The organism is Planococcus beijingensis, from assembly GCF_016820615.1.
Classification (GTDB): domain Bacteria; phylum Bacillota; class Bacilli; order Bacillales_A; family Planococcaceae; genus Planococcus; species Planococcus notacanthi.
Map to the genome: position 1 here is coordinate 44,294 of NZ_JADHDZ010000005.1, position 21,026 is coordinate 65,319.

A 21,026-nucleotide genomic window follows, 5' to 3' on the forward strand; every position below is an offset into this window, starting at 1 on the left:
AAAAATAGGTTGACTTAAATATTTTATCTGATTATACTCAATTTATAATAAATAGCAGGAGGCATATTGATGACGACCACAACAGCCCGATCGGCCAATCATTCCCGCACTTTGCAATTGGTACATATCGCCATGTTCGCAGCCTTGATGGCTATTGGCGCAAATATCGCTTCTTTTTTAATTATCGGCGGCGTTCCGATTACCCTCCAGACTTTCTTTGCCATTTTGGCAGGTATTTTGCTCGGCAGCCGGATTGGGGCCATCTCCATGATTGTATACGCATTTATCGGCCTTGCCGGCGTACCCGTCTTCGCAAAATTCTCAGGTGGCATGGATACCTTGATCAGCCCGACATTCGGCTTTATTCTTTCTTATATTTTCGTTGCTTATATTGTCGGATTGATTGTGGAGAAGTGGCCTTCCAAAAAAGGCTTCATCATTGCGGCACTGACCGGGACAGCCATCAATTATTTATTCGGCACCAATTGGATGTACGCAGCCTATAAGCTCTGGTTTGCTGCTCCTGAAGGTTTCACCTACCAGCTGGCTTGGGCCTGGATGGCCGTGCCGCTTCCAAAAGATTTGATACTCGCAGTACTCGCTGGATTATTTGGCTACCGTTTACGGCCGATCATCCAAAAATACCGCTAGAAAAAACCGGAAGCCTCAAAGGCCTCCGGTTTTTTTATTGTTTATTTAGTTGGTGCAGATTTCCACTGGTCTTCCAACCATTCTTCGAAATCCTCGCCTTTATCGCCTTTATACGTGTCGTAGATATCCACACGCATTTTTTGAAGCTTCACTTTGAAGTCTTCATAGCTGTGGTCTGCAGACAAGCTTTTTTTGATGCGCACAAGCACTTTGGAAGTATCTTTGATCAAATCAAATTTCTTCCGTTCCGGCATATGGACATTTTCTCCAAAACCTTTTAATTTCGCATAAGCTGCTTCTTGTACCTGATAGACAGGGTCATGGTTCATACGATGTGTCAAAAGGTCGATCGTTGGATCGCTTTTCCAGTTGCCAAGCTCTTCAACCGCAGCCAAACGCTCTTTCCAGTTGGCTGTCCGGTTCGCCGCTTTTTTCAATTCGTCGTAATTCGGTGGTAAATTCGGTGTGTTTTTGTTCGGTTGTTTCAAAAATTTCATTCTCCTTTGTTCATCTCCCTTTGCGGGAAATGGTGTAATGCTCTCCGTTGACGGAACAAGTTCCCACCAGTATACCACCAATTGAGGCAAAAAGAAAAAGGTCGACTATTCATACTACAGTTTGACTAGTTCTTCAACTCCAGTAATCAGCCGCTCAACTTCCTCTTCTGTGCTGTAAGGTGCAAGTCCAGCCCGTACCCAACCGCCGCTGTCATTGACGCCCAGTACATCCCCCAAAGTCGATGCATAAAAATGGCCGGATGCAACAAAAATACTGTACTCTTCAGCTAACTTCCTGCAAACTTCTCCAGGTTCAATGCCGGTTACCTGGAAAGCGACTGTCGGTGTTTTTGGCACATCGGCTCCCGCTTGCGTGACCGTCACCCCTTGAATCGCTGCCAATCCGTGCCGCAACTGATTCGCCAACCGATTTTCATAAGCTTCAATATGCTCCATTCCACTTAAGATTCGTTCTCTACGGGTTTCACCTTCACCGAATCCCGCAAAAAATTCAATGGCCGGACGAATACCAGCGATGCCTTCGTGGTTTTGCGTACCGGTCTCCAATTTGTCCGGATAATAGCTCGGCGAAGTAGTCAGTTTATAAGGTTCGAGGTCCTCGAAAACTTCTTTTTTGATGGCTGCAATGCCGATATGCGGACCGAAGAATTTATAGGCGGAGCACAATAAGATATCAATCGCCTGCTGGTCCCGGTCAATCGGCAGATGCGGAGCTGCATGTACAGCATCCGCTACCATCAAGGCACCGACTTTTTTCGCCCGTTCAGCGAAAGGCTGGAGATCGACGACCGTGCCAATGGCGTTAGAAGCCATTCCGACCGCAATAATTTTCGTTTTTTCATTAATCAAATTATCCAAGTCCGTCAGGTCCAAGGTTTTTCTTTCGGTATCAACTTTGACCCAACGAACGGTTAATCCGCGGTCTTCTGCCATCATAATCCACGGATCTACATTGGCACGGTGATCCATTTCGGTGACGACGATTTCGTCACCCGCTTTGAATTTTTTGCCGAGTGCATTGGCAATGGCAATCGTCAAAGTCGTCATGTTGGCACCGAATGCCACTTCCTTTGCTTGGACATTGAGGAAATCAGCAACGGCCGACCTTGCCTCTGAAATGATTCCCTCGGTTTCCCAGCTGGATGGGAATGTACCATGAAGATTGCCGCCCCCTCTTTCCATATAGCCGGCAATTGCCTCGATTGCTGACTTGACGACCTGTGATCCTCCTGGGCCATCAAAATAAGCTACGGGTCTCCCTTTATACGTTCTGGACAAAGCCGGGAATTGTTCCCGAACTTTGGTGATTGGAAAAGTCGTTTTGGTGGATTTCATTGTTTGCAGCTCCTTTTTGATTAAGTTACTGTTAACGTATTCAATTTTCCATTTGAATCTCCTTTATTTTTGGATGATTTACAGAATACGATCCATTCAGGATGAAATACAATCGATTCGATACCAAATACGATCCATCGGGCCTGAAATACAGTCCGTTTAAGCTTAAATACAGTCCAATACATATAACAGCTGATTCCATCACCATTCAGTCAACAAAAAAACGCCGCAAATCGCGGCGTTGCCTTCATTCCGTTAAACTGCTTTCTGGCAGACCAGAATTTCACGCAGGAACATCCCTTTTTTTGCGATGCAGCGGTCTGTGACCACAAATCCAGCCGCTTCCACCATATGGTCCATCGTCTCAATCGTGACGACCAGCAGTTTCTCCGTAAACGGATGGGCATCTTTCAAGATTGCCAATTGGTCTGCAGGGGTTGCATGTGTGTATAAATTATAGGGCATGTCGATGATGGCTACATCGTACCGCTCTTCGACTTCCGCGATTGGACCAAGATTGACGTCGCCCGATAAACCGAAATGAGCGATATTTTCACGCGATCCTTCAACCACCAGCGGGTTGATGTCACGCCCAACAATGTCAATGCCCATCGATAATGCCTCGACTAAAACCGTGCCGATGCCGCAGCATGGATCGATTGCCTTAACGCCTTCCGGTTCCGGCACTGCAATATTTGCCACTGCCCGTGCGACTCGTGTACTGAGTGCCGTTGAATATTCCCTTGGCTTTTTCATATGCTTAAACCAAATCGGTTCACTTTGAAGATAACGCCCGAAATACCAACGCCCTTCAAAAGGAATCAAACCGAATGTCACATCCGGATTGTGAACATCCGCCTCTCCTGTAATAGCCGAACCGATCTGCCGTTCAACATCCCGTTTCCCTGAATAATCGACTTGGTCCTGTTCAGACAATCCATTGATCTTTAGAAAAATCACTTTGAACGTCGTTTCGCTCATGTCTATTTCCGTGGATTTTTCAATGATCGCCTGAAGACTATCGGCTTCAAAAAACAATTCGATGCGTTCTTTAATGAACGGGCTTCGGCTGGGATTGATGGCCACTCCGCTTTTGATGATTTTTTCAGTCGTGTCTTTTCCGAAGAAAGACCGCATTTCCAATTGGCATAAAGCTTCTTCATCATTTGTGTAGGCATACGTATAAAGATAATCACCTGTTGCAGTTAATCGATTCAATTCATCCCGTCCTTATCTGCCCTTTTGTGCAGGACAATATCCCTTAAGTATAGCAGAATCTGTTGGCAGTTAGTCGACTTGAAGATCATAATTCGCTTCAATGACTTTTATGATTCCTGTTATCAAATCATTGTAAGGCGTTTCAACGCCATGCCGCTTTCCTAGTTTTGCTACAGCTCCGTTGATGGCATCGATTTCCGTTTTCCGCTTATGCAGGACGTCCATCAGCATGGAAGATTTGTTGGCCGCGATATCTTCTCTTCCCATCCGCAGGCAATTGGCGATAGTTTGTTCTGCATCCACCGTAACGCCTATCCTTTCCGCTACTTGTGCCGCTTCTCTCACGACATTCCGCAACAAGTCCTGTCCTTCATCGGTATTGAGGATGTCACCGTTTCGCAACCGGGTCAATGCGGTCAGCGAATTATAAGCAAGGTTTACGAATAATTTATTCCAGATGACAGTTTGGACATCATCAGCCAAATCCGTCTGCAGCCCTGAACGATTCAGCAAGGCAATAAAGTCCAACAGTTTTTCCTGTGCAGCTGCCTCTTCAACCGGGCCGATGTAGTTTTTCCCCCAGCCCCGATGAAGGATTCGTCCGTCACTTTCAACACTGGCACCACAGCCCATCGTCCCTGCCGCCGATGGATTGTTCGGGAAAAATTCTTTGATCGTTTCCAGGTTTCCAAGGCCGTTTTGCATCGTAATAAGCAAGGCATCCGGAGAAAAGGAATCTCTCATAGGTTCTAATACGGCTTTATTGGCATGTGCTTTCACCAGCACCAAGACAACATCATAGCCATCCTCTTTGGAAACAGCTTGTACAACTTTTAAGGGTATGGTTGTTTCCTTGTCGTCGCGCTCGACAATCACCAATCCGCTTTGATTGATCTGCTCTATATGCGGGTTGTATCTATTATATAGAAGAACGTCAGCTTGTTGTGCTTTCAAGCGGCCAGCAAACAAACAACCCATGGCCCCTGCACCAATCACCAGTATTTTCATAGAACCCCTCTTTTCAAGCAGTTTCACTACTGCCGGTTAGCTTGAATATACCATACTAGCAGCGGATTTTTCATCATCTCTTCTGGTGGCGAGCACAATAAAAACCAGCTGCCTCCATAGCCGAGCAGCTGGTTTAGAAACTTACTTCTTTCCGACTTCGCGGATATTTGCGACTATCAGGGCTCCCACTAATAATAAGCCCAAGTAGCCGACAACCGGATAGAACCAGTTGACAAGTGCGGTAAATCCGAGAAAGCTCAACAAAAATGCGACAGCTCCTGTAATGATGACAAATACCCGGAAACGGCCTGTGCCCATCTTCATGAAACGGGCTGAAAATGACAGCAATAAACTGACGGCCGTATTGTAGATCATTGCGAATATGACAATTGCCATAACGATCCCTAATATCGGTGAAATATTGTCTGCCAGCGCCAGCATCGGCAAGTCCGAACTGCCGATCATATCGACTTTTGAGAAAATCGCGTAATAACTCAGCAACAGCAAAGCTCCAAAGCCAAGTCCGCCGAGCAAGCCGCCGCGTGCCGCTACTTTTTCGTCTTTCTCTGCCCCGCCCATTACCAAGGCCATGGGAGCGCCAAGCGCGATGGCTAATGCAACGTAGTTGATGGCAGATAGCAGCCAATGAGGTGTTGAAGACAATTGTTCTCTGGCAACCGGTTCAAGCTCGGCAAAACTTGAATTCATAGTAAACAAACTGTAGATGGTAATTCCAACGACCAATAAGACCAAAAATGGGGTGATGCTGCTGATGATCGTAATAACTTTTTTAACATTCAGCATGATGGTGAGAACAACGAGGATAATCATAATGCTTCGGCCAAATGCTGGTGCGAGACCAAATTGCTGGGAGAAAATCGAACCTGCTCCGGCTATCATCACAACCAGGATTCCGAATAAGGTAAGAATCAAAGTATAATCAATCACTTTTCCAAGTGTTTTTCCGCTTATGGCATAGATTACATCTTCATGGGATTTTGTATTCATCCGGCTGCCAAGGCGCGTCAAAATCATTCCTATATAACCGAACAGGGCTCCGGCAACCAAAACTGCGGCCAATCCCCAATAACCAAAGCTTGTGAAGTACTGAAGGATTTCCTGCCCGGAAGCAAAACCTGCTCCTACTACAATACCGATAAAAGCACTTGCAATCTTTAAACTTCTATTCATCATCTCTTCCTTTCATTTTTAATAGCGCGTTTCTAATCGCTCTCATTCAAGCTATTTCCTTATTTTCAAATAAAGCCACTTCTTCTCTTTCCCCGTCTGTTTAAAGTATAAACCCAAAATTCAAGAGATGTCTGTCATACTCCTTGCTTTTAAAGTCTTTTTGGCTTATCCTTCCTTATTAGTAATCACATTTAGAGAGGTCGGAACCGTATGGAGCAATTCGATCAATCCCTCGAAGTATTTATGGACAATGTCGGCTGGCTGGCACCGTTTCTCTTTATTCTCTTGCATTTATTGCGTCCCTTGTTGTTTTTGCCGGTTATTGCTGTGTGTATTGCAGGCGGCTACCTTTTCGGTTTTCTCGAAGGCGCTTTTTTATCCTTTATCGGATTGACATTAATGAGCTGGATCTCTTACCTGCTGGTCAATAAATTCCCGAAATTCCGCGGGAAAATGTCACGGCTGAAAGAGAAGATTTTTCCTGACCGCACTTTGTCGGTCGCGCAAGTCATGATTTTGCGCATCATGCCGTTTGTTCACTTTCACTTGCTGTCCTTGTATTTGATTGAAATGACCAAATCTCGAAAAGAATATATGGCAATCTCTGCTTTAGGGCTGATCGCCCCAGCCATACTTTACACGGCTTTCGGCCAAGCCATCTCGGAATTCCCCTGGTACACGACTGTCAGCATGTTCCTATTGCTTGCCGCCATCTTCAGCTTTATCGAGAAATGGCAAAATTCCAGGACACAGTCCAATTGAATAAAAAGCGTTCATGTCAACGAACTGTTACTGAACCCCCGAAAATTTTTAGCACAACTCTTTGTTGTGCTTTTTATTTTTCCCTAAAGTTAATTTCTTTCAGTACAGGGTATAACGTTACAAGAGAAGTTCAAACTGTTTGAGGAAAAGAGGATTATTTATGCCTACATTCACACGTAAGGGGATTGAATTATATTATGAAGATATTGGTGAAGGACGGCCGCTTTTGCTGCTGCATGGATTGACCAGCAACTCTGCGATGTTTTACCGTGAAATTGAATTTTTCAAAGATAAGCAACGCATCATAGCAATGGATTCGCGTGGCCATGGAAATTCGAGCCGCCAAGACTCTTATACATTACAAGATCATATAGAAGATGCCTACGCCCTCATGTCTTATTTAAAACTGGAGACTGTTGACGTTTTAGGGGTTTCGATGGGCAGCTATATCGCACAGGGGTTAGCTATCAAATATGCAGAAAAAGTAAGTAAACTGATACTGGTCGCCACAAAATCCCACGGAAGGCAATCATCCATGGCTGAGCTTTTTGAACGCCACAAGGAGATTTTCGAAGGATTGAGCATGTTGGAGAAATTCGCTGCTTCCTCCAGTTACATTTACCATAACCAACCGCTGATTGATGAGTGGCTCAGCAAAACAGCTGAACAAAGCCGCCAACTGACGATGCAGGAGCAGATCTCCGCTTCTGAAGCGTTGAAGGAATTCGACTTCCGCAATCAGCTTTCTCAAATTACTGCTGAAACCTTAGTCATCAGCGGGAAATTTGACGGCTTGAATCCGCCTGAAAAAGGTCGTGAAACAGCGGTCGCCATACCTGATGCCACTTTTATGGAATTTAAGCGATCCGGGCATGGCCCAAATGTAGAACAAGCCCAGTTGTTTCTTGCAGTTGTAGACAACTTTCTCGAATAGATCATGTCAAAAGCTCCGGTTTCACAAGACGGCTTCTGATGATTTAAAAATGAGTAAACGGGTAAAGGGTAATTAGCATTTACCATTATCCATTTATGGAGGAGGAAAAACATGGCGAAGCAATTGGCAATGCACGAAAAACTGGAAGTCCATGAAGTATTGACCTTTAAAACAGCCTGTGTGGCTAAAAATAAAGTATTCAGTGGACTTGTAAAAGATCCGGAATTAAAAGCGATTCTGGAAGAAGATTTGGAACTATCCAAAAAAGCCATTAAAGATTTCCGCAAACTATTGGCCGATTCAGAGAAATAACAGACAGCATTCAATGTGGAAGGATGGATCTCATGGCAAAGAAAAATGACACCAAAACAAAGAAAGCAACGGATAAGAATAGCGCGATAAAGAAAAAAGCCAAAAAGGATAATTTAGCGATTCCCGGATCGATGCTTGATGATATGGCCATTGCCACAGATTTCCTGGTAACAGCAAAAGCAGCTGTGCGAAATCTTGCCGTTGCCATCACGGAAACCGCAACTCCCGAAGTGAAAAAATTATTGCGCCGCGAATTGGATACCGCCATCGATACACATGATAAAATTGCCCAATACATGATCAAAAATGAAATGTACCATGCCTATAATGTCGATGAGCAAATTGAACATGATCTGAAAAAAGCGGATATCGCACTTGAACTCATTAAAAACAATAAATTCGTGTAATGCAAAAGGAGCCTCCAATGGAAGCTCCTTTTACTGATTATAGGAAAACAATAATTGCCAGCACAGCTGCCAATACTAGTCTGTATATGGCAAACGGCATCAGCTTGATGCGTGAGATCAGTTTCAGGAAGAATCGGATGGAGATCAATGCAAACACAAAGGCGGATACAAATCCCACAATGTAGAAAGATAGATAGTCCATTGACAAGGTATCCCAGTTCTTCAATACCGAGACGAGACTCGCTCCGAACATGATCGGAACCGCCATAATAAAGGTAAAATCAGCTGCAACCCGGTGGTTCAAGCCGAAGAGCACCCCACCTGAAATGGTTGCACCTGAGCGTGAAAATCCAGGCCATAGGGAAAGGCATTGCACGAGGCCGATCTTCAACGCCTGAAAATATGTAATTTCATCCAACGAGTTGACGGTCGGTTTTTTAGGTCCGAACTTATCTGCAACGATCATTAAGATTGCTCCGGCCACCAATGCATAGATAACGGTCTCTACACCAAACAAATGGTCATCTATCAAGTCCTTGAAAGCAAATCCAAAAACTACTGCCGGCAGCATCCCAATGATGACATGCAGAAGATTGAAGCTTGAGCTTGCCTGCTGCCCTTCAATTTTATAAAGTCCGACTAAACTAAACAATCGTTTCCAAAATACTACGACAACCGCCAGAATCGACCCCAGCTGGATGACAATCTTAAATGTATTAGCAGGGTATTTCCCTAGAAATTCCTGCGATTTTAACCACATATCATCAACGATGATCAAGTGACCCGTAGAAGAAACCGGTGCAAATTCTGTCATGCCTTCTACAAATCCTAAAATTAATGCCTTAAGCAAATCAAACCAATCCATGTCCATTAATCCTGCTTTCTATAATAAAATAAGTCCTGAATCTACTAGAACGCTCTGATAGCCAAAAGGTTGCAGCCATTTCGCTTAGACCGGCTGCCCCCCTACTATTTATTTGCCTGCTTTTATTTTCACAGCAGATGCAATCGGCTCGTGACCTTGCACCACTTCCAGAATCTGCCCAGCTGTTTCCGGGTACTGGAGCAATTCCGCCAATACTGCGGCCACATCCTCACGGGCAATCGTGTCATACATCAATGTATAGCCTAGATTCACTTTTCCGTTCCCAGCATCATCTGTTAAAGTGCCCGGCCGCAAAATCGTCCAATCCAAAGCTGTTTTCACTAAATCGACTTCCGACTGGCGTTTGATTTTCATATAATGTTCAAAACTAGCCGGCATGTCTTTTCCCCGTCCTGCGTCTGGAAATGCCGATACGAGTATGAACCGGCGGACATCTGCCATTTCAGCAGCCTTGGCGACTTTCACTAAGCCTTCCCCATCAATAGCAGTCGTCAGCTCGTCTCCTGCCCCACCGGCACCTGCAGTGAACACTACAGCGTCGCATGCTTTCAGCAGACGAGTAAACTCCTCAATATCCGTCTCGATCAAATCAGCTATTACCGTTTGAATCCCTTGTGCTTCCAATTGCTTCGCCTGCTCTGCCTTACGGATGAACCCGATAGGCTCATCGCCGTTTTCTGCCAAAATCCTCCCTAACTTGCTGCCCACTTTTCCGTTTGCTCCAATAATTGCCACTTTCATCAAACGCACGCCCTTTCAGTGAATTGGTGGTTCCAGCCGTTCTTTCTTGTTTCACTTCCACCTCATTATAGCCTAAACGCCCCCACCTTAAACACATATTGCACAACAGCCATCATGCATGCAATAAAAATACCCGCTGCATTTTCATGCAGCGGGCTGAGTGGTTTCTATTGATTAGTAAGCCGTCCATCCGGCATCAGCCGTAATTACTGTACCATTGACGAAACTTGAATCATCAGAAGCCAAGAACAAAGCTACTTTTGCGATTTCTTCGGATTTTCCGTTGCGTGGGTTTAAAGCCAATCCATTTCTTATGCGTCCCATTCCCATTTCGCTGATGGAAGTCATCGATGAGCTGATGTTGGTTTCTACGCCGCCTGGTGCGATGGCGTTGCAACGGATTCCTTCATTTGCATACATGAAACCAGTGTTTTTCGTAAAGCCGACAACAGCATGCTTAGAAGCTGTGTAAGCAGCGCCTGCACGCGCCCCATATAATCCACCTGCTGAAGCGACATTAATGATGATGCCTTTATTTTTCTCAAGGAAAATTGGCAATGCTTTACGTGTTGCACGCATGACACTCGTTGTATTGATAGAAAAAATCCGTTCCCATTTTTCATCTTCAATTTCTCCAGCAGGCTCAAAATTATCCATGATGCCTGCATTGTTTACGAGAATATCCAAAGTTCCATATTCGCTTACTGCCAAGTCGATCATCGCTTCGATTTCATGAAGATCTCCTACATTGGTTTTCACCGATACTGCAGTACCACCATTTTCTTTGATGCCGGCAACTACTGTTTTTGCACCTTCTTCGTTAATATCGGAAACGATTACTTTTGCGCCTTCTTTCGCGTAAAGTTCTGCAACTGCTTTACCCATACCGGATGCTGCTCCTGTTACGATAGCTACTTTTCCTTCAAGTTTCATTTTTCAGTTCCTCTTTTCATCGATTATTTTCTGGCATGAACAGATGTCCCCACCTATACAGTCACAGTATATTGTCCTATAATTTAGTTAGCAATCAGCAAATCAACCTCTAAATGTTGATTAACGAACATCCGCGTTTGATTTTGTGCAGTATTGCAAAACAAATGACGAAAGTGAGGTCATGCTCGATGAAAAAAGACCGAAGAATCGACAAGTCAAAATCTGCTTTGAAAGAAGCATTGATTTTCTTAATGGATGAAAAAGAATTCAAAAGCATCACCATTACAGAAATTGTCCAGTCCGCTAATCTGAATCGCGGAACTTTCTATAAGCATTACCAGACACAGGAAGAACTTCTGAATGAATTGATTGACGATGTCTTAATCGACCTGATCCATTCCTACCGCGAACCGTACGCAAAAATAAAAGACTTCAAAGTTGGCAAACTTTCCTCCTCTTCGATCAAAATTTTTGATCATGTCGAACGCTATTCCCGTTTCTATACCATCATCATCAACTCCAATGTTCTTCCCGGATTTCAAAACCGGATATGCCAGGTATTGAAGGAACTAGTCCAGAAAGACCTGCTCACCCCCCTGCCGAATCCTGATATTGATCCGAGCTTGCTGAGCAGCTATAATGCCTACGCCCTTTTCGGCTTAATCATTGAATGGGTGAATGGCGATTTCAAGTTCACTCCTCAAGAGATGGCAGACCAGCTGATTCACATCCTGTTTTACCAGACATCAAGAGCAGAAACGGATTCCATCTTTAAACTGGAAAACCCATTTTAATGTAAAGATGCTCCGCTTTCCCTAACCAGGAAAGCGGAGCATCTTTTCTATTCATTTTCTATAAGGCTGGCGTAAACGATCAAACGTTCTTCCCGTGTCCCCCGGTCAAAATCGTAGGTGCCTGAACAAGTGATCAGAACCAGTTCCGGAGATGATGTATAACCGAAGACTGCCGAAACATCCGCCAAGTCCAACGGTACGGATTCCATTGTGTGAACCTTAAAAGTCAAGGTTCGGTCTTCATCCTGCACCAATACCTCGTCCCCTAATTGGAGCTCGGAAAGGTCCCAGAAAATTGCGGGCCCTTCGACACCATCCACATGTCCGGCAATAACAGCGCGGCCGTTTTGGCCTGGCTGGTAGCCTGGAGAAAACCAACTGACGTCTTCGATATTGTCCGGAACTGCCATTTCACCTGTTTTTGTCATTCCAAGATGCTGGACTTGTGCTTCCACATCAATTGCAGGAATTTTCAGAGTGTCGGGTTGAATACCTGTACGTTTTAATCCGTTGATGGGATTGCTGAGAGGAGCCGGCTGTTGAATAGTGACGGCAGCCGGTTCATCCAGTGTAAAGCCCACATTTTCTGAACGGATACTCACTTCATCAACAGGCTGTTGGCACCCCGCCAATAAGAAAAGAAGCAGGAGTGCCATCAGCTGCTTATTGAAACCGTCTTTTCCAAACAAGGGTACTTGTTCCAAAAAGAACGAGTGCTCCACCGATTAACAACCACATGGATTGTGACTGGTCAGGTGTTCCAAGTCCAGTAGTTGGCATCCCATCAGGAGATCCCGCAGCTTCATAATCAACCAACGCGATGACTTCCAACGAATCCACTGTGTTTACTGCAAAAACACTGTAGACAGTATCTGCGGCTAATTCAGTGCCTTCCAACGGCAATACTTGTGTTCCGTCCGGCAAACGGATTTCCAAATCATAAGTACCGGCATCCAATTCTGCATAATCCGTAATTCCAGGGAATTCTGCTCCGCTGAATAAAGCGTCTCCACCGATCAAGCCGACATCAACTGCCGGTGCATCCGGTGACAAATGGCCAACACGGACTTTTGTTTTTCCTTCAGTGACTTCCATCGAGTCTTCTGCAACAACAAATTCAATCGATTCCAATAAGTTTGCTGCAGCAACGGTATACGCTTTGCCGGCTTCTACTGCAAGATCCGCCTGCAACACCCCTTCGCCTGCTGCATATTCTGTTCCACTAGCAAAAACTTCTACATCATGTGTACCGGCTGGTACTTCCAAATAACCTGAATCTGTTTTAAACGGTACCTCTTCAAGCGTTAAATCTCCGTTGACGTAAACATCGACAGCAGGAGCATCCGGTGAAGCATGGAGCACCCGTACTTTAGCAGTATGACTATCTGCAATAACTCCAGCAGCGAGAAGCGAAAATACGAGGGCCATTGCGACTGAGAATGAAACCAGAATCTTCTTCATTTCTTCCTCTCCTTCATGTGTATAGTTTTTGCACAATTATTGTACAACTCATTTATAACCTATACACAATCATTCCGCAAGCAATAAACTGACTATTTAGATATTTAATTAAATAGGCGCAGTAAACTATACAAACCTGGAGCACTTACCCTAATTTATTGAAGAAGAATTTAAAAAGAACCAGAGCTATATGCTCTGGTTCTGCAGACCGTATGAGATGCCTTACCGGATAACTTCACTGGTTGCCGCAATCATTACGCCATGTAAAGCCTGTGTGGCTAATTTGTCAGCCTCTGCATTTTCTTTACGCGGAATTAACTCGTATTCGGCTTGTATACCCAACTTCGTTATTTTTTCTTCAATTCGATTGGCCCAAGGAATCAGCTGTTCTTCAATTGTAGGCCATTCATTTGTCAGTCCATTGATGACGATGCGTGAATCTCCCATAAAACGGACGGGCAAATGATGGACTTCCAGGTATTCGAGCTCCTGCAAACAGAAATGGAGGGCAGCGTATTCCGATTCATTATTCGATGTCAGCCCAGCCAGTTTGGCATTGGTCCGCAAGCGATACGCTTTGCTGTTCTGCTCGTAATAAATCGCACAGCCAAGACCTGCAGTCCGGGTTGTCCGCTCATATCCTCCATCAAAATAGACAGTGATATTATGCGGTTCGGTTTCAATCCCCTTCAAATAAGCCTTGAGTTCCTTAACGGTCCAGCTGTTGTCGAACTGATCGGAAAAATGAAGATTTTTGACACGTCCGGTACGCTCCAAATCCTCTGCTATCACCAATGCTTCAGCTGCCGCCATTTCTTCAGAAACAAAAACCGCTTCCCGGCTTTTAGGAACCTTATAGGTCCACTCAATTCGGATTTTCAATCTCAGTCCCCATTTCCCGCCTATTCTGCTTAAGCATTCTTAAGCTTTGTCTTCCAGGCGTTTCAAATCGTCTTTATGCCCCATGACAATCAAAACATCACTTTGTTCAATCACTTCATCAATCGCCGGTGCGATATTGACTTCTTCCTGTTTTTTGATTGCCAATACAATGCAATTGAATTCTTTGCGGATGTTCAAGTCCACTAAGTTTTTATTGGCCATTTTTTTAGAGGCGACCAGCTCGATGATGCTGTAATCATGTGAAAGATCGATATAATCCACAATGCTTTCCGAGTCTACATGATGGGCGACACGTATTCCCATTTCCTTTTCTGGTTGAATAACACGGTCAGCCCCGACTTTGTGAAGGATTTTTTCATGCTGGAGATCGCGAGCTTTCACCCAGACCTTGGGCAATCCGAGTTCCTTCAACATCAATGTGCACAAAACACTGGCCTGGAGGTTGTCTCCAATTGCAACAATGGCATGCTCAAAGTTGCGGACTCCCAAAGAGTTCAGCTGATTTTTGTCCGTTGCATCTGCAATGACGGTAAAAGACGCATAATCTCTTAAAGTATCGACTTTCTCTGGATCTGTATCGATGGCCATGATTTCATGTCCCATGCTGTGCAATTCTTTACAAACACTGCTGCCGAAACGGCCTAGCCCAATAACCACAATCTGTTTTTTCACACGTTTTCCTCTTTTCTTTTCCAGTTCATTACATTCACTGTATTCTCAAATTGAAAAGATTGCAATAAAAGGTGTTGGACTTTTAAATGGCGAATTGATACAAAGAAACTCTAAAGTCTCACTATTCTAACAAAGGAGGGTATCTATGCAAACCTTGAAGTATACTTTAGTCGACGTCTTCACTGCAAAGGCTTTTGGTGGAAATCCATTAGCGGTTTTCCATGATGGATCAGGATTGGAATCAAAGACCATGCAAAAAATAGCCAATGAACTGAATTTATCGGAGACAGCCTTTATCTGTCCGCCCCAAAAACCGCAAAATCAGGTCAGTCTCCGAATTTTCACGCCCCAGGTTGAATTGCCGATAGCGGGCCACCCCACCATTGGAACAGCTTATGTACTGGCGTATTTGAAAATGCTGCCTACACAGGATGGAATCAATGAATGGACCATCGAAGAGAATTTCGGAGATATCAACGTCACTGTGCAAAAAGAAGCTGAGAAAATCATCAAAATTGAAATGATTCAGCCTCTCCCTGTTTTTGGCGAGACCTTGACGCGGCATGCTCTCGTCGCGGATCTGCTGTCACTGCCAAAGAGCGAGCTGGACTTCCGTTATCCGATTCAGACCGTTTCTTCTGGGTTGCCTTTCCTGTTTGTCCCTATCCGTTCACTTGCTGCTATGCGGGAAATCAACTTCCGCACCGATGTATGGGAACGCCATTTTAGCGGAGATCCCGATCGCCAGCATATCTTCGCCTTTACTAATGAAACGGAAGAAGACAATTCCACTGTGCACTGCCGGATGTTCGCTCCTGCCATGGGCATTTCTGAAGATCCGGCAACAGGTGCCGCCTCAGGACCTCTCGGCGCATTTCTAGTCGAGCATGGTGCTGTTAGCCACATGGAAGAAGGGCTCTACAAAATCCGCAGCGAGCAAGGCATCGAAATGGGGAGGCCGAGTTTTATCGACATTACGGTAGTGAAGAAAAAACAGAAATACAGAGAAGTGAAAATTGGCGGTTCCGCTATTGTGGTAGGGCAAGGGGAACTTTATGTTCCGTAAACCTGGCTGGACAGTGACTTTTAAAAAGCTCTGCGCCTGAACTCAATCAGAACGGACAAAACCTTCTTTTAGTAGAAGGTTTCTTCCGTTTCTTCAATATGGACTTTTTCTCCAGTTTCCAACGAACGGTAGCAGGCATTAATGGTCCGCATGTTCTTTAATGTCGAATCCGCAGTGATGGCCGGATCCGTATCCGTTAAAATCGCATTTGAAAACTGTTCAATTTCCAGCCTGTAACTATCGCCTAAAATTCGTTCTTCGCGTGTAACGCCACTTTTATGAACCAGTACGGTGCCGATATGGCCATTGAGATCCGGACGGAAAGCAAATGGCACTTTAAGGCTGCCTTCAGTACCAATCAGTTCATAGTCATTTCTGCTGACCATATCAAAACTGCAATCGAACAAGGCATGGACGCCGTTGCTCATTTTCATGCGCACAATTCCAGTCAAATCGATTCCAGTTGACGGATCAATATCGCCTTCTGCCTGTACTTCCACTGGTTCAGCATCTGTCAAATGGCGGATCGCCTGTATGGCATAACATCCGACGTCATAGATGCTGCCCCCTCCCATTGCGGCATCCATCCGGATATCCGTTGAACGATTCTCTAAATAAAACGAGTGGCTGGATTTCATCAATTTGATTTCGCCGATTTCTCCTGAAGCAATGATTTCTTTGGCACGGGCATGCTGCGGGTGCAATTGGTACATGAAGGCTTCCATCAATTTGACGCCAGCTTCCTTGCAAGCGGCAAACATTTCATCTGCTTCCAATTCAGACAATGCGATCGGTTTTTCACAAAGAATGTGCTTGCCTTTTTGTGCCGAGCGGATCACCCATTCTTTATGCAGATGGTTGGGAAGCGGAATATAAACCGCATCAATTTCAGGGTCATCCAACAGTTCTTCATAACTTTCGTAAGCTTTGGGTATTTGCAGTTCCTCAGCTATCGCATGCACTTTGCTGGTTCGGCTCGCTATGGCGATGATTTCAGCATTGTCAGCGCGGCAAATCGCTGGAATGACTTGCGTTCTTCCAATGTGGGCTGTACTAAGGACTCCCCACCGAATTTTCTTCATATCCTTCTCTCCTTTTAAACGTATAGGTATTCAAACAAACCGCTAAAGGGACTTTTGCCCTTTAGCGGTAAGATTCTTCTATTAATATACGCCTCTGATTTCCGGATGGACGCGTTCTTTATAGAATTGCGCCAATCGATCGATTTCTTCAGGGGTATACTCCCGGACATCCAACGCTTTCAGGTTGTCTTCTGCCTGCGCAACACTTCGGAATCCCGGGATGACGGAAGTGACCGCTTCCTGCTGCAAGATCCATTTCAATGCAGCTTGCGTCCGGTTTCCACGGCCTTCTGCAATCCATGCAAGCTCGTCGCTCAATTCCACGCCTTTAGCAAACTCCAGTCCCGCAAACGTTTCTCCGACGTTGAACGCCTCACCGTCGCGGTTGAAGTTTCGATGATCATCAGCTTCAAATTGTGAATCCACTTTGAATTTCCCCGTTAATAATCCACTGGCAAGAGGAACACGCGCCAGTATGCCGACATTCTTTTCAAGTGCTTTTGGAAAGAGTTCTTCCAGCGGTTTTTGGCGGAATAAATTGAAAATCACCTGCAGACTGCTGACATTCGGATTTTCCAGGCATAGAAGCCCTTCTTCCACGGTTTCAACGCTGACTCCGTAAGCACGGATTTTCCCTTGTTCCTTCAGTTTGTCCAACACTTCAAATACACTGCCATCCTGTAAAATTTCCATTGGCGGGCAATGAATTTGAAGCAGGTCAAGTTGCTCACGCCCTAGACGCTTCAAGCTCGCTTCAGTGTATTTTGAAACTTGTTCCATCGAGTAAGTCTTAGGATCATGAATATCTCCAGCCCGGCAAAACTTAGTGGCGATATGGATTTCTTCGTGTTTTCCTTTGGTCGCTTTTCCCAATAACTCTTCACTATGTCCGTCACCATAGACATCTGCTGTATCAAAGAAATTCACACCCTGTTCCATAGCGTATTCCAATGCTTTTAAAGATTCCTGATCATTGGTATTTCCCCAAGATCCTCCAATTGCCCATGTCCCGAAACTCAATTCACTGATTTTCATACCTGTTTTGCCCAGTTCGCGATAGTTCATTCCAGTCACCTCTTCTTAAGATTGGGGTTTTGTTACCAAAAAAACCTCAACTGAATAGTTGAGGTTCTATTTTGGCAGTTATTTGCGAAATTCCAAAAGTTTGCTATTCAAATCTTTCGTGTTTTCATAAACTTGCTGATAAATAGGAAACAACTTTTTATAAGCCAAAACATTTTCTTCTATCGGGAGATATTGCTTATCTTCCTGCAAAAATGCATCCGCGCATTCCTGCAATGTCCGGAACCAGGAACAACCATAAGCTGCGAGCATTGCTGCCCCCATCCCTGGGCCTTGTTCACTGGTTAGGCGAACGATTTTCGCATCGAAAATGTCGGCTTGCATTTGGAGCCAGTCTGCATTTTGTGCTCCGCCTCCGATGGATACAATGGTATCAATCGTTTTGCCGTTTTCTCTGAAGATTGAAATGGACTCTTGCAGCGAAAACGTGATTCCTTCCAGAACCGCACGCGCAAAATCTTTCCGGCGATGTGAGCCGTCCATTCCGATAAAACTGCCGCGAATCACAGCATCTGCATGCGGAGTCCTTTCCCCAACAAGATACGGTGTAAACACCAATCCATTAGATCCGGCCGGCACCTGGTCGATGTCAGACAACAATTCATCAAAAGACACTTCCGGTGCGAATGTTTCTTTGAACCAGCTTAAGCTATAGCCTGCTGCTAGAGTCACACCCATTGTATAGAATACATTTGGTGCTGCATGATTGAAATAATGGACCTTGCCGCCAAAATCCTTATCTCCTTGTGCTTCGTACGATAAAACAACACCCGAAGTCCCGATGCTGCACAATGTTTTGCCTTCTTCTAAAATTCCCGCTCCGATCGCTCCGCAGGCATTATCGGCACCACCAGCAAAAACGCGGGTAGACTGGGACAATCCAGAAGCAGAAGCAAATTCGGTTATGACAGTGCCAATTTCTTCATGCGATTCCACTAACGGAGGGCACATCGAAAAATCCAGTTCCAACAAATCACAGATTTCCTGGCTCCACTGTTTGTGCGTAACATCCAGCAAAAGCGTCCCTGCTGCATCTGACAATTCCATTTGGAGTTTGCCCGTTAACTTATAACGCAAATAATCTTTCGGCAGTACAAAAGATTTCACTTTTTTGAAAATTTCCGGTTCATGTTTCTGAACCCATAGGATTTTCGGTAAAGTAAAACCTTCCAATGCCGGATTTTTTGTGATTTTCAACAGTTTTTCCTGTCCAACTACATCATAAATTTGCCGGCATTCGGCTGTTGTCCGCGTATCATTCCACAAAATGGCTGGACGCAGCACTTCATTGTTCTCATCCAGCAAAACCAATCCGTGCATTTGGCCGGAAAAACTAATGCCTTCGATATCTTCCGCATTCCCGCCGAAGATGCCCAGCAATTCTTTTAGCCCTGCAGCTGTCTGATCCACCCAATGCTGCGGATCCTGTTCGCTGTAGCCGTTCTTTTCATGGATCAGCGGGTACGGTTTTGAAACCGTTTCAATGACCGTTCCTTGCTGGTCCACCAATAAAATCTTTACAGCGCTTGTTCCCAAATCGACGCCAATTACATATTTCATAAAGTCAGCTCTCCCACTCTGGAAACTTTCTTATTTCGCGAAAGCCTGCAGCAAGTATTGGTTGATTGTCGCTTTGATCTGTTCAAGGCGTCCAGAAGTTTGCTTGATATCTGTAATGCCGAATGCATAGTCTTCAAGTTGGTGGAAGTCCGTGTTGCCATTGACGATATCCAGTCCAATTCCAGATGTATACGTTTCGTAGCGGTTGCTGACTACATTTTCAAGCACTTTATCGTCAATCAGCTGCTGCGCGACTTTCAAGCCGACAGCGAAAGCGTCCATTCCTGCAATGTGCGCATGGAACAAATCGTCCTGTTCAAATGATCCTCTTCTTACTTTGGCATCAAAGTTCAAACCGCCGCGCCCAAGTCCGCCATTTTGAAGGATTTCATACATCGCCAAAGTGGTTGACCACAGATCAGTCGGAAACTCATCCGTATCCCAGCCCAATAACGGATCGCCCTGGTTGGCATCGACAGATCCCAGCATATTGTTGATGCGTGCATAATGAAGTTCATGTTCAAATGTATGGCCAGCAAGCGTCGCGTGATTGGCCTCGATGTTGAATTTGAATTTATCGTCCAGGTTATAGCTCTGCAAGAAAGCATGTGCTGTCGCTACATCATAATCATATTGATGTGTGGAAGGCTCTTTCGGTTTTGGTTCGATCAGGAATTGGGCATCAAAACCGATTTCCTTCGCGTAGTCCGCAGCCATGTGATAGAAGCGGCCCAAGTTGTCCAGCTCCAGTTTCATATCGGTATTCAACAGCGTTTCGTAGCCTTCACGGCCGCCCCAGAATACGTAGTTTTCAGCGCCAAGCTCCTTACCGACTTCAAGTCCTTTTTTCACTTTTGCCGCAGAATAGGCAAAGACATCTGCATGGCTTGAAGTTGCTGCTCCGTGAACAAAGCGTGGATGCGTAAAGTTGTTAGCTGTATTCCACAGCAATTTCGCTTTGCTGTCTTTCATGTATTCTTTGATCATCCCAACGATTTCGTCCAAGTTTTTATTGGACTCTCTCAAATTGCTGCCTTCCGGTGCAATGTCAACATCATGGAAGCAGAAAAATGGTACATCCATTTTTTCATAAAATTCAAAAGAAGCTTCAACTCTCGCTTTTGCTAAGTCCATCCCTTGTAAACGATCCCATGAACGGACCATACTTCCGGCACCGAATGGATCAGAACCGTCCATTGTAAATGTATGCCAATAAGACACTGCATAGCGAAGAGTTTCCTCCATTGTTTTTCCACCGATTTTTTCTTCCGGGTTGTAGAATTTGAAAGCGAATGGATTTTTTGAAGTTGCTCCTTCAAATTTTATCTTTTCAATTCCTGTGAAATGTGCCATGTTCCATACCTCCAATATAATTTTAGTTCTACGAATATGTACTAATATTTAGACTTGTTAGTGAAAAGGCTTTCATTAAGGATTATAGCAAGTTATAATTAGTTTGTCTATTGATTAAACAAAGTTTCTATAAGCTTTTAAATGAGTTTTTTTGCC

23 protein-coding genes are annotated in these 21,026 nt (G+C 44.8%); 7 read left to right on the top strand and 16 right to left on the bottom strand.

What is annotated here, in order from left to right; genetic code table 11:
• Window positions 1–69: 69 nt before the first annotated feature.
• The gene (locus tag IRE19_RS13310; protein ID WP_203340786.1) at window positions 70–651 is read left to right on the top strand and encodes a biotin transporter BioY; all 582 of its coding nucleotides are present in this window, start codon (window positions 70–72) and stop codon (window positions 649–651) included.
• A gap of 41 nt (window positions 652–692) precedes the next feature.
• Here the strand turns inward: IRE19_RS13310 and IRE19_RS13315 are convergent, their stop codons facing one another.
• The 5 genes from IRE19_RS13315 to IRE19_RS13335 all read right to left on the bottom strand — a co-directional run bounded on the left by IRE19_RS13315 (window position 693) and on the right by IRE19_RS13335 (window position 5,921).
• Window positions 693–1,139 (bottom strand): HEAT repeat domain-containing protein, encoded by a 447-nt coding sequence (locus IRE19_RS13315; RefSeq protein WP_238943230.1) that lies wholly within the window; start codon window positions 1,137–1,139, stop codon window positions 693–695.
• A 123-nt stretch (window positions 1,140–1,262) separates the two neighbouring features.
• On the bottom strand, window positions 1,263–2,504 hold the full coding sequence (locus tag IRE19_RS13320) for a cysteine desulfurase-like protein (protein ID WP_203340788.1): 1,242 nt from the start codon (window positions 2,502–2,504) through the stop codon (window positions 1,263–1,265).
• Window positions 2,505–2,759: 255 nt separating this feature from the next.
• Window positions 2,760–3,722, bottom strand: coding sequence for a TRM11 family SAM-dependent methyltransferase (locus tag IRE19_RS13325; RefSeq protein ID WP_203340789.1), 963 nt, complete (start codon window positions 3,720–3,722; stop codon window positions 2,760–2,762).
• A 69-nt stretch (window positions 3,723–3,791) separates the two neighbouring features.
• A complete protein-coding gene (locus tag IRE19_RS13330) occupies window positions 3,792–4,730 on the bottom strand; it encodes a ketopantoate reductase family protein (protein ID WP_203340790.1) in 939 nt (312 codons plus the stop codon).
• A 141-nt stretch (window positions 4,731–4,871) separates the two neighbouring features.
• Entirely contained in the window at window positions 4,872–5,921 is a 1,050-nt protein-coding gene (locus IRE19_RS13335) for a YkvI family membrane protein (RefSeq protein WP_203340791.1), read from the bottom strand.
• Between the two features lie 210 nt (window positions 5,922–6,131).
• On the opposite strand from IRE19_RS13335, the gene IRE19_RS13340 reads away from it, so the two are divergent.
• From IRE19_RS13340 to IRE19_RS13355, 4 genes are all read left to right on the top strand, one after another.
• Complete coding sequence (locus tag IRE19_RS13340; RefSeq protein ID WP_191716106.1) at window positions 6,132–6,683, top strand: TVP38/TMEM64 family protein; 552 nt, start codon at window positions 6,132–6,134, stop codon at window positions 6,681–6,683.
• A gap of 160 nt (window positions 6,684–6,843) precedes the next feature.
• Window positions 6,844–7,617, top strand: coding sequence for an alpha/beta fold hydrolase (locus IRE19_RS13345; RefSeq protein WP_203340792.1), 774 nt, complete (start codon window positions 6,844–6,846; stop codon window positions 7,615–7,617).
• A 111-nt stretch (window positions 7,618–7,728) separates the two neighbouring features.
• A complete protein-coding gene (locus IRE19_RS13350; RefSeq protein ID WP_191716108.1) occupies window positions 7,729–7,929 on the top strand; it encodes a YvdQ family spore coat protein in 201 nt (66 codons plus the stop codon).
• Between the two features lie 131 nt (window positions 7,930–8,060).
• Window positions 8,061–8,336 carry a spore coat protein gene (locus IRE19_RS13355; RefSeq protein WP_203340919.1) on the top strand — a complete coding sequence of 92 codons (276 nt, stop codon included), beginning with the start codon at window positions 8,061–8,063 and terminating at the stop codon, window positions 8,334–8,336.
• A 37-nt stretch (window positions 8,337–8,373) separates the two neighbouring features.
• Here the strand turns inward: IRE19_RS13355 and IRE19_RS13360 are convergent, their stop codons facing one another.
• The 3 genes from IRE19_RS13360 to IRE19_RS13370 all read right to left on the bottom strand — a co-directional run bounded on the left by IRE19_RS13360 (window position 8,374) and on the right by IRE19_RS13370 (window position 10,896).
• Complete coding sequence (locus IRE19_RS13360) at window positions 8,374–9,201, bottom strand: undecaprenyl-diphosphate phosphatase (protein WP_191716109.1); 828 nt, start codon at window positions 9,199–9,201, stop codon at window positions 8,374–8,376.
• Window positions 9,202–9,309: 108 nt separating this feature from the next.
• Complete coding sequence (locus IRE19_RS13365) at window positions 9,310–9,963, bottom strand: SDR family oxidoreductase (protein WP_203340793.1); 654 nt, start codon at window positions 9,961–9,963, stop codon at window positions 9,310–9,312.
• Window positions 9,964–10,137: 174 nt separating this feature from the next.
• Entirely contained in the window at window positions 10,138–10,896 is a 759-nt protein-coding gene (locus tag IRE19_RS13370) for an SDR family oxidoreductase (RefSeq protein ID WP_203340794.1), read from the bottom strand.
• A 188-nt stretch (window positions 10,897–11,084) separates the two neighbouring features.
• Between IRE19_RS13370 and IRE19_RS13375 the strand changes: the two genes are divergently transcribed.
• Complete coding sequence (locus IRE19_RS13375) at window positions 11,085–11,690, top strand: TetR/AcrR family transcriptional regulator (protein ID WP_203340795.1); 606 nt, start codon at window positions 11,085–11,087, stop codon at window positions 11,688–11,690.
• Window positions 11,691–11,737: 47 nt separating this feature from the next.
• Here IRE19_RS13375 and IRE19_RS13380 read toward each other — a convergent pair whose 3' ends face one another.
• The 4 genes from IRE19_RS13380 to IRE19_RS13395 form a co-directional block, all read right to left on the bottom strand.
• The gene (locus IRE19_RS13380; RefSeq protein WP_225218572.1) at window positions 11,738–12,394 is read right to left on the bottom strand and encodes a class F sortase; all 657 of its coding nucleotides are present in this window, start codon (window positions 12,392–12,394) and stop codon (window positions 11,738–11,740) included.
• Window positions 12,354–13,151 (bottom strand): DUF4397 domain-containing protein, encoded by a 798-nt coding sequence (locus IRE19_RS13385; RefSeq protein WP_203340796.1) that lies wholly within the window; start codon window positions 13,149–13,151, stop codon window positions 12,354–12,356. The genes IRE19_RS13380 and IRE19_RS13385 overlap by 41 nt, the downstream gene beginning before the upstream one ends.
• Window positions 13,152–13,373: 222 nt before the next feature.
• Window positions 13,374–14,033 (bottom strand): reverse transcriptase-like protein, encoded by a 660-nt coding sequence (locus IRE19_RS13390; RefSeq protein ID WP_203340797.1) that lies wholly within the window; start codon window positions 14,031–14,033, stop codon window positions 13,374–13,376.
• 39 nt (window positions 14,034–14,072) lie between these two features.
• The gene (locus IRE19_RS13395) at window positions 14,073–14,726 is read right to left on the bottom strand and encodes a potassium channel family protein (RefSeq protein WP_191716115.1); all 654 of its coding nucleotides are present in this window, start codon (window positions 14,724–14,726) and stop codon (window positions 14,073–14,075) included.
• Between the two features lie 145 nt (window positions 14,727–14,871).
• Here IRE19_RS13395 and IRE19_RS13400 point away from each other — a divergent pair, with 145 nt between their 5' ends.
• Entirely contained in the window at window positions 14,872–15,792 is a 921-nt protein-coding gene (locus tag IRE19_RS13400; RefSeq protein ID WP_203340798.1) for a PhzF family phenazine biosynthesis protein, read from the top strand.
• 68 nt (window positions 15,793–15,860) lie between these two features.
• On the opposite strand, the gene IRE19_RS13405 is transcribed toward IRE19_RS13400, so the two are convergent.
• The 4 genes from IRE19_RS13405 to xylA form a co-directional block, all read right to left on the bottom strand.
• A complete protein-coding gene (locus tag IRE19_RS13405; RefSeq protein WP_203340799.1) occupies window positions 15,861–16,874 on the bottom strand; it encodes a Gfo/Idh/MocA family protein in 1,014 nt (337 codons plus the stop codon).
• 81 nt (window positions 16,875–16,955) lie between these two features.
• Complete coding sequence (locus IRE19_RS13410; RefSeq protein WP_203340800.1) at window positions 16,956–17,939, bottom strand: aldo/keto reductase; 984 nt, start codon at window positions 17,937–17,939, stop codon at window positions 16,956–16,958.
• 78 nt (window positions 17,940–18,017) lie between these two features.
• The gene (gene xylB, locus IRE19_RS13415; RefSeq protein ID WP_203340801.1) at window positions 18,018–19,517 is read right to left on the bottom strand and encodes a xylulokinase; all 1,500 of its coding nucleotides are present in this window, start codon (window positions 19,515–19,517) and stop codon (window positions 18,018–18,020) included.
• Window positions 19,518–19,547: 30 nt separating this feature from the next.
• Window positions 19,548–20,870, bottom strand: coding sequence for a xylose isomerase (gene xylA, locus IRE19_RS13420; RefSeq protein WP_203340802.1), 1,323 nt, complete (start codon window positions 20,868–20,870; stop codon window positions 19,548–19,550).
• Between the last annotated feature and the right edge of the window lie 156 nt (window positions 20,871–21,026).

What these genes read in the sequence shown, in the direction of transcription:
- IRE19_RS13310 (WP_203340786.1), top strand. Translation starts at nt 70, where the DNA reads ATGACGACCACAACAGCCCGATCGGCCAATCATTCCCGCACTTTGCAA.
- IRE19_RS13320 (WP_203340788.1), bottom strand. Translation starts at nt 2,504, where the DNA reads ATGAAATCCACCAAAACGACTTTTCCAATCACCAAAGTTCGGGAACAA.
- IRE19_RS13330 (WP_203340790.1), bottom strand. Translation starts at nt 4,730, where the DNA reads ATGAAAATACTGGTGATTGGTGCAGGGGCCATGGGTTGTTTGTTTGCT.
- IRE19_RS13335 (WP_203340791.1), bottom strand. Translation starts at nt 5,921, where the DNA reads ATGAATAGAAGTTTAAAGATTGCAAGTGCTTTTATCGGTATTGTAGTA.
- IRE19_RS13340 (WP_191716106.1), top strand. Translation starts at nt 6,132, where the DNA reads ATGGAGCAATTCGATCAATCCCTCGAAGTATTTATGGACAATGTCGGC.
- IRE19_RS13345 (WP_203340792.1), top strand. Translation starts at nt 6,844, where the DNA reads ATGCCTACATTCACACGTAAGGGGATTGAATTATATTATGAAGATATT.
- IRE19_RS13350 (WP_191716108.1), top strand. Translation starts at nt 7,729, where the DNA reads ATGGCGAAGCAATTGGCAATGCACGAAAAACTGGAAGTCCATGAAGTA.
- IRE19_RS13355 (WP_203340919.1), top strand. Translation starts at nt 8,061, where the DNA reads ATGCTTGATGATATGGCCATTGCCACAGATTTCCTGGTAACAGCAAAA.
- IRE19_RS13360 (WP_191716109.1), bottom strand. Translation starts at nt 9,201, where the DNA reads ATGGATTGGTTTGATTTGCTTAAGGCATTAATTTTAGGATTTGTAGAA.
- IRE19_RS13365 (WP_203340793.1), bottom strand. Translation starts at nt 9,963, where the DNA reads ATGAAAGTGGCAATTATTGGAGCAAACGGAAAAGTGGGCAGCAAGTTA.
- IRE19_RS13370 (WP_203340794.1), bottom strand. Translation starts at nt 10,896, where the DNA reads ATGAAACTTGAAGGAAAAGTAGCTATCGTAACAGGAGCAGCATCCGGT.
- IRE19_RS13375 (WP_203340795.1), top strand. Translation starts at nt 11,085, where the DNA reads ATGAAAAAAGACCGAAGAATCGACAAGTCAAAATCTGCTTTGAAAGAA.
- IRE19_RS13385 (WP_203340796.1), bottom strand. Translation starts at nt 13,151, where the DNA reads ATGAAGAAGATTCTGGTTTCATTCTCAGTCGCAATGGCCCTCGTATTT.
- IRE19_RS13400 (WP_203340798.1), top strand. Translation starts at nt 14,872, where the DNA reads ATGCAAACCTTGAAGTATACTTTAGTCGACGTCTTCACTGCAAAGGCT.
- IRE19_RS13405 (WP_203340799.1), bottom strand. Translation starts at nt 16,874, where the DNA reads ATGAAGAAAATTCGGTGGGGAGTCCTTAGTACAGCCCACATTGGAAGA.
- IRE19_RS13410 (WP_203340800.1), bottom strand. Translation starts at nt 17,939, where the DNA reads ATGAACTATCGCGAACTGGGCAAAACAGGTATGAAAATCAGTGAATTG.
- xylB (WP_203340801.1), bottom strand. Translation starts at nt 19,517, where the DNA reads ATGAAATATGTAATTGGCGTCGATTTGGGAACAAGCGCTGTAAAGATT.
- xylA (WP_203340802.1), bottom strand. Translation starts at nt 20,870, where the DNA reads ATGGCACATTTCACAGGAATTGAAAAGATAAAATTTGAAGGAGCAACT.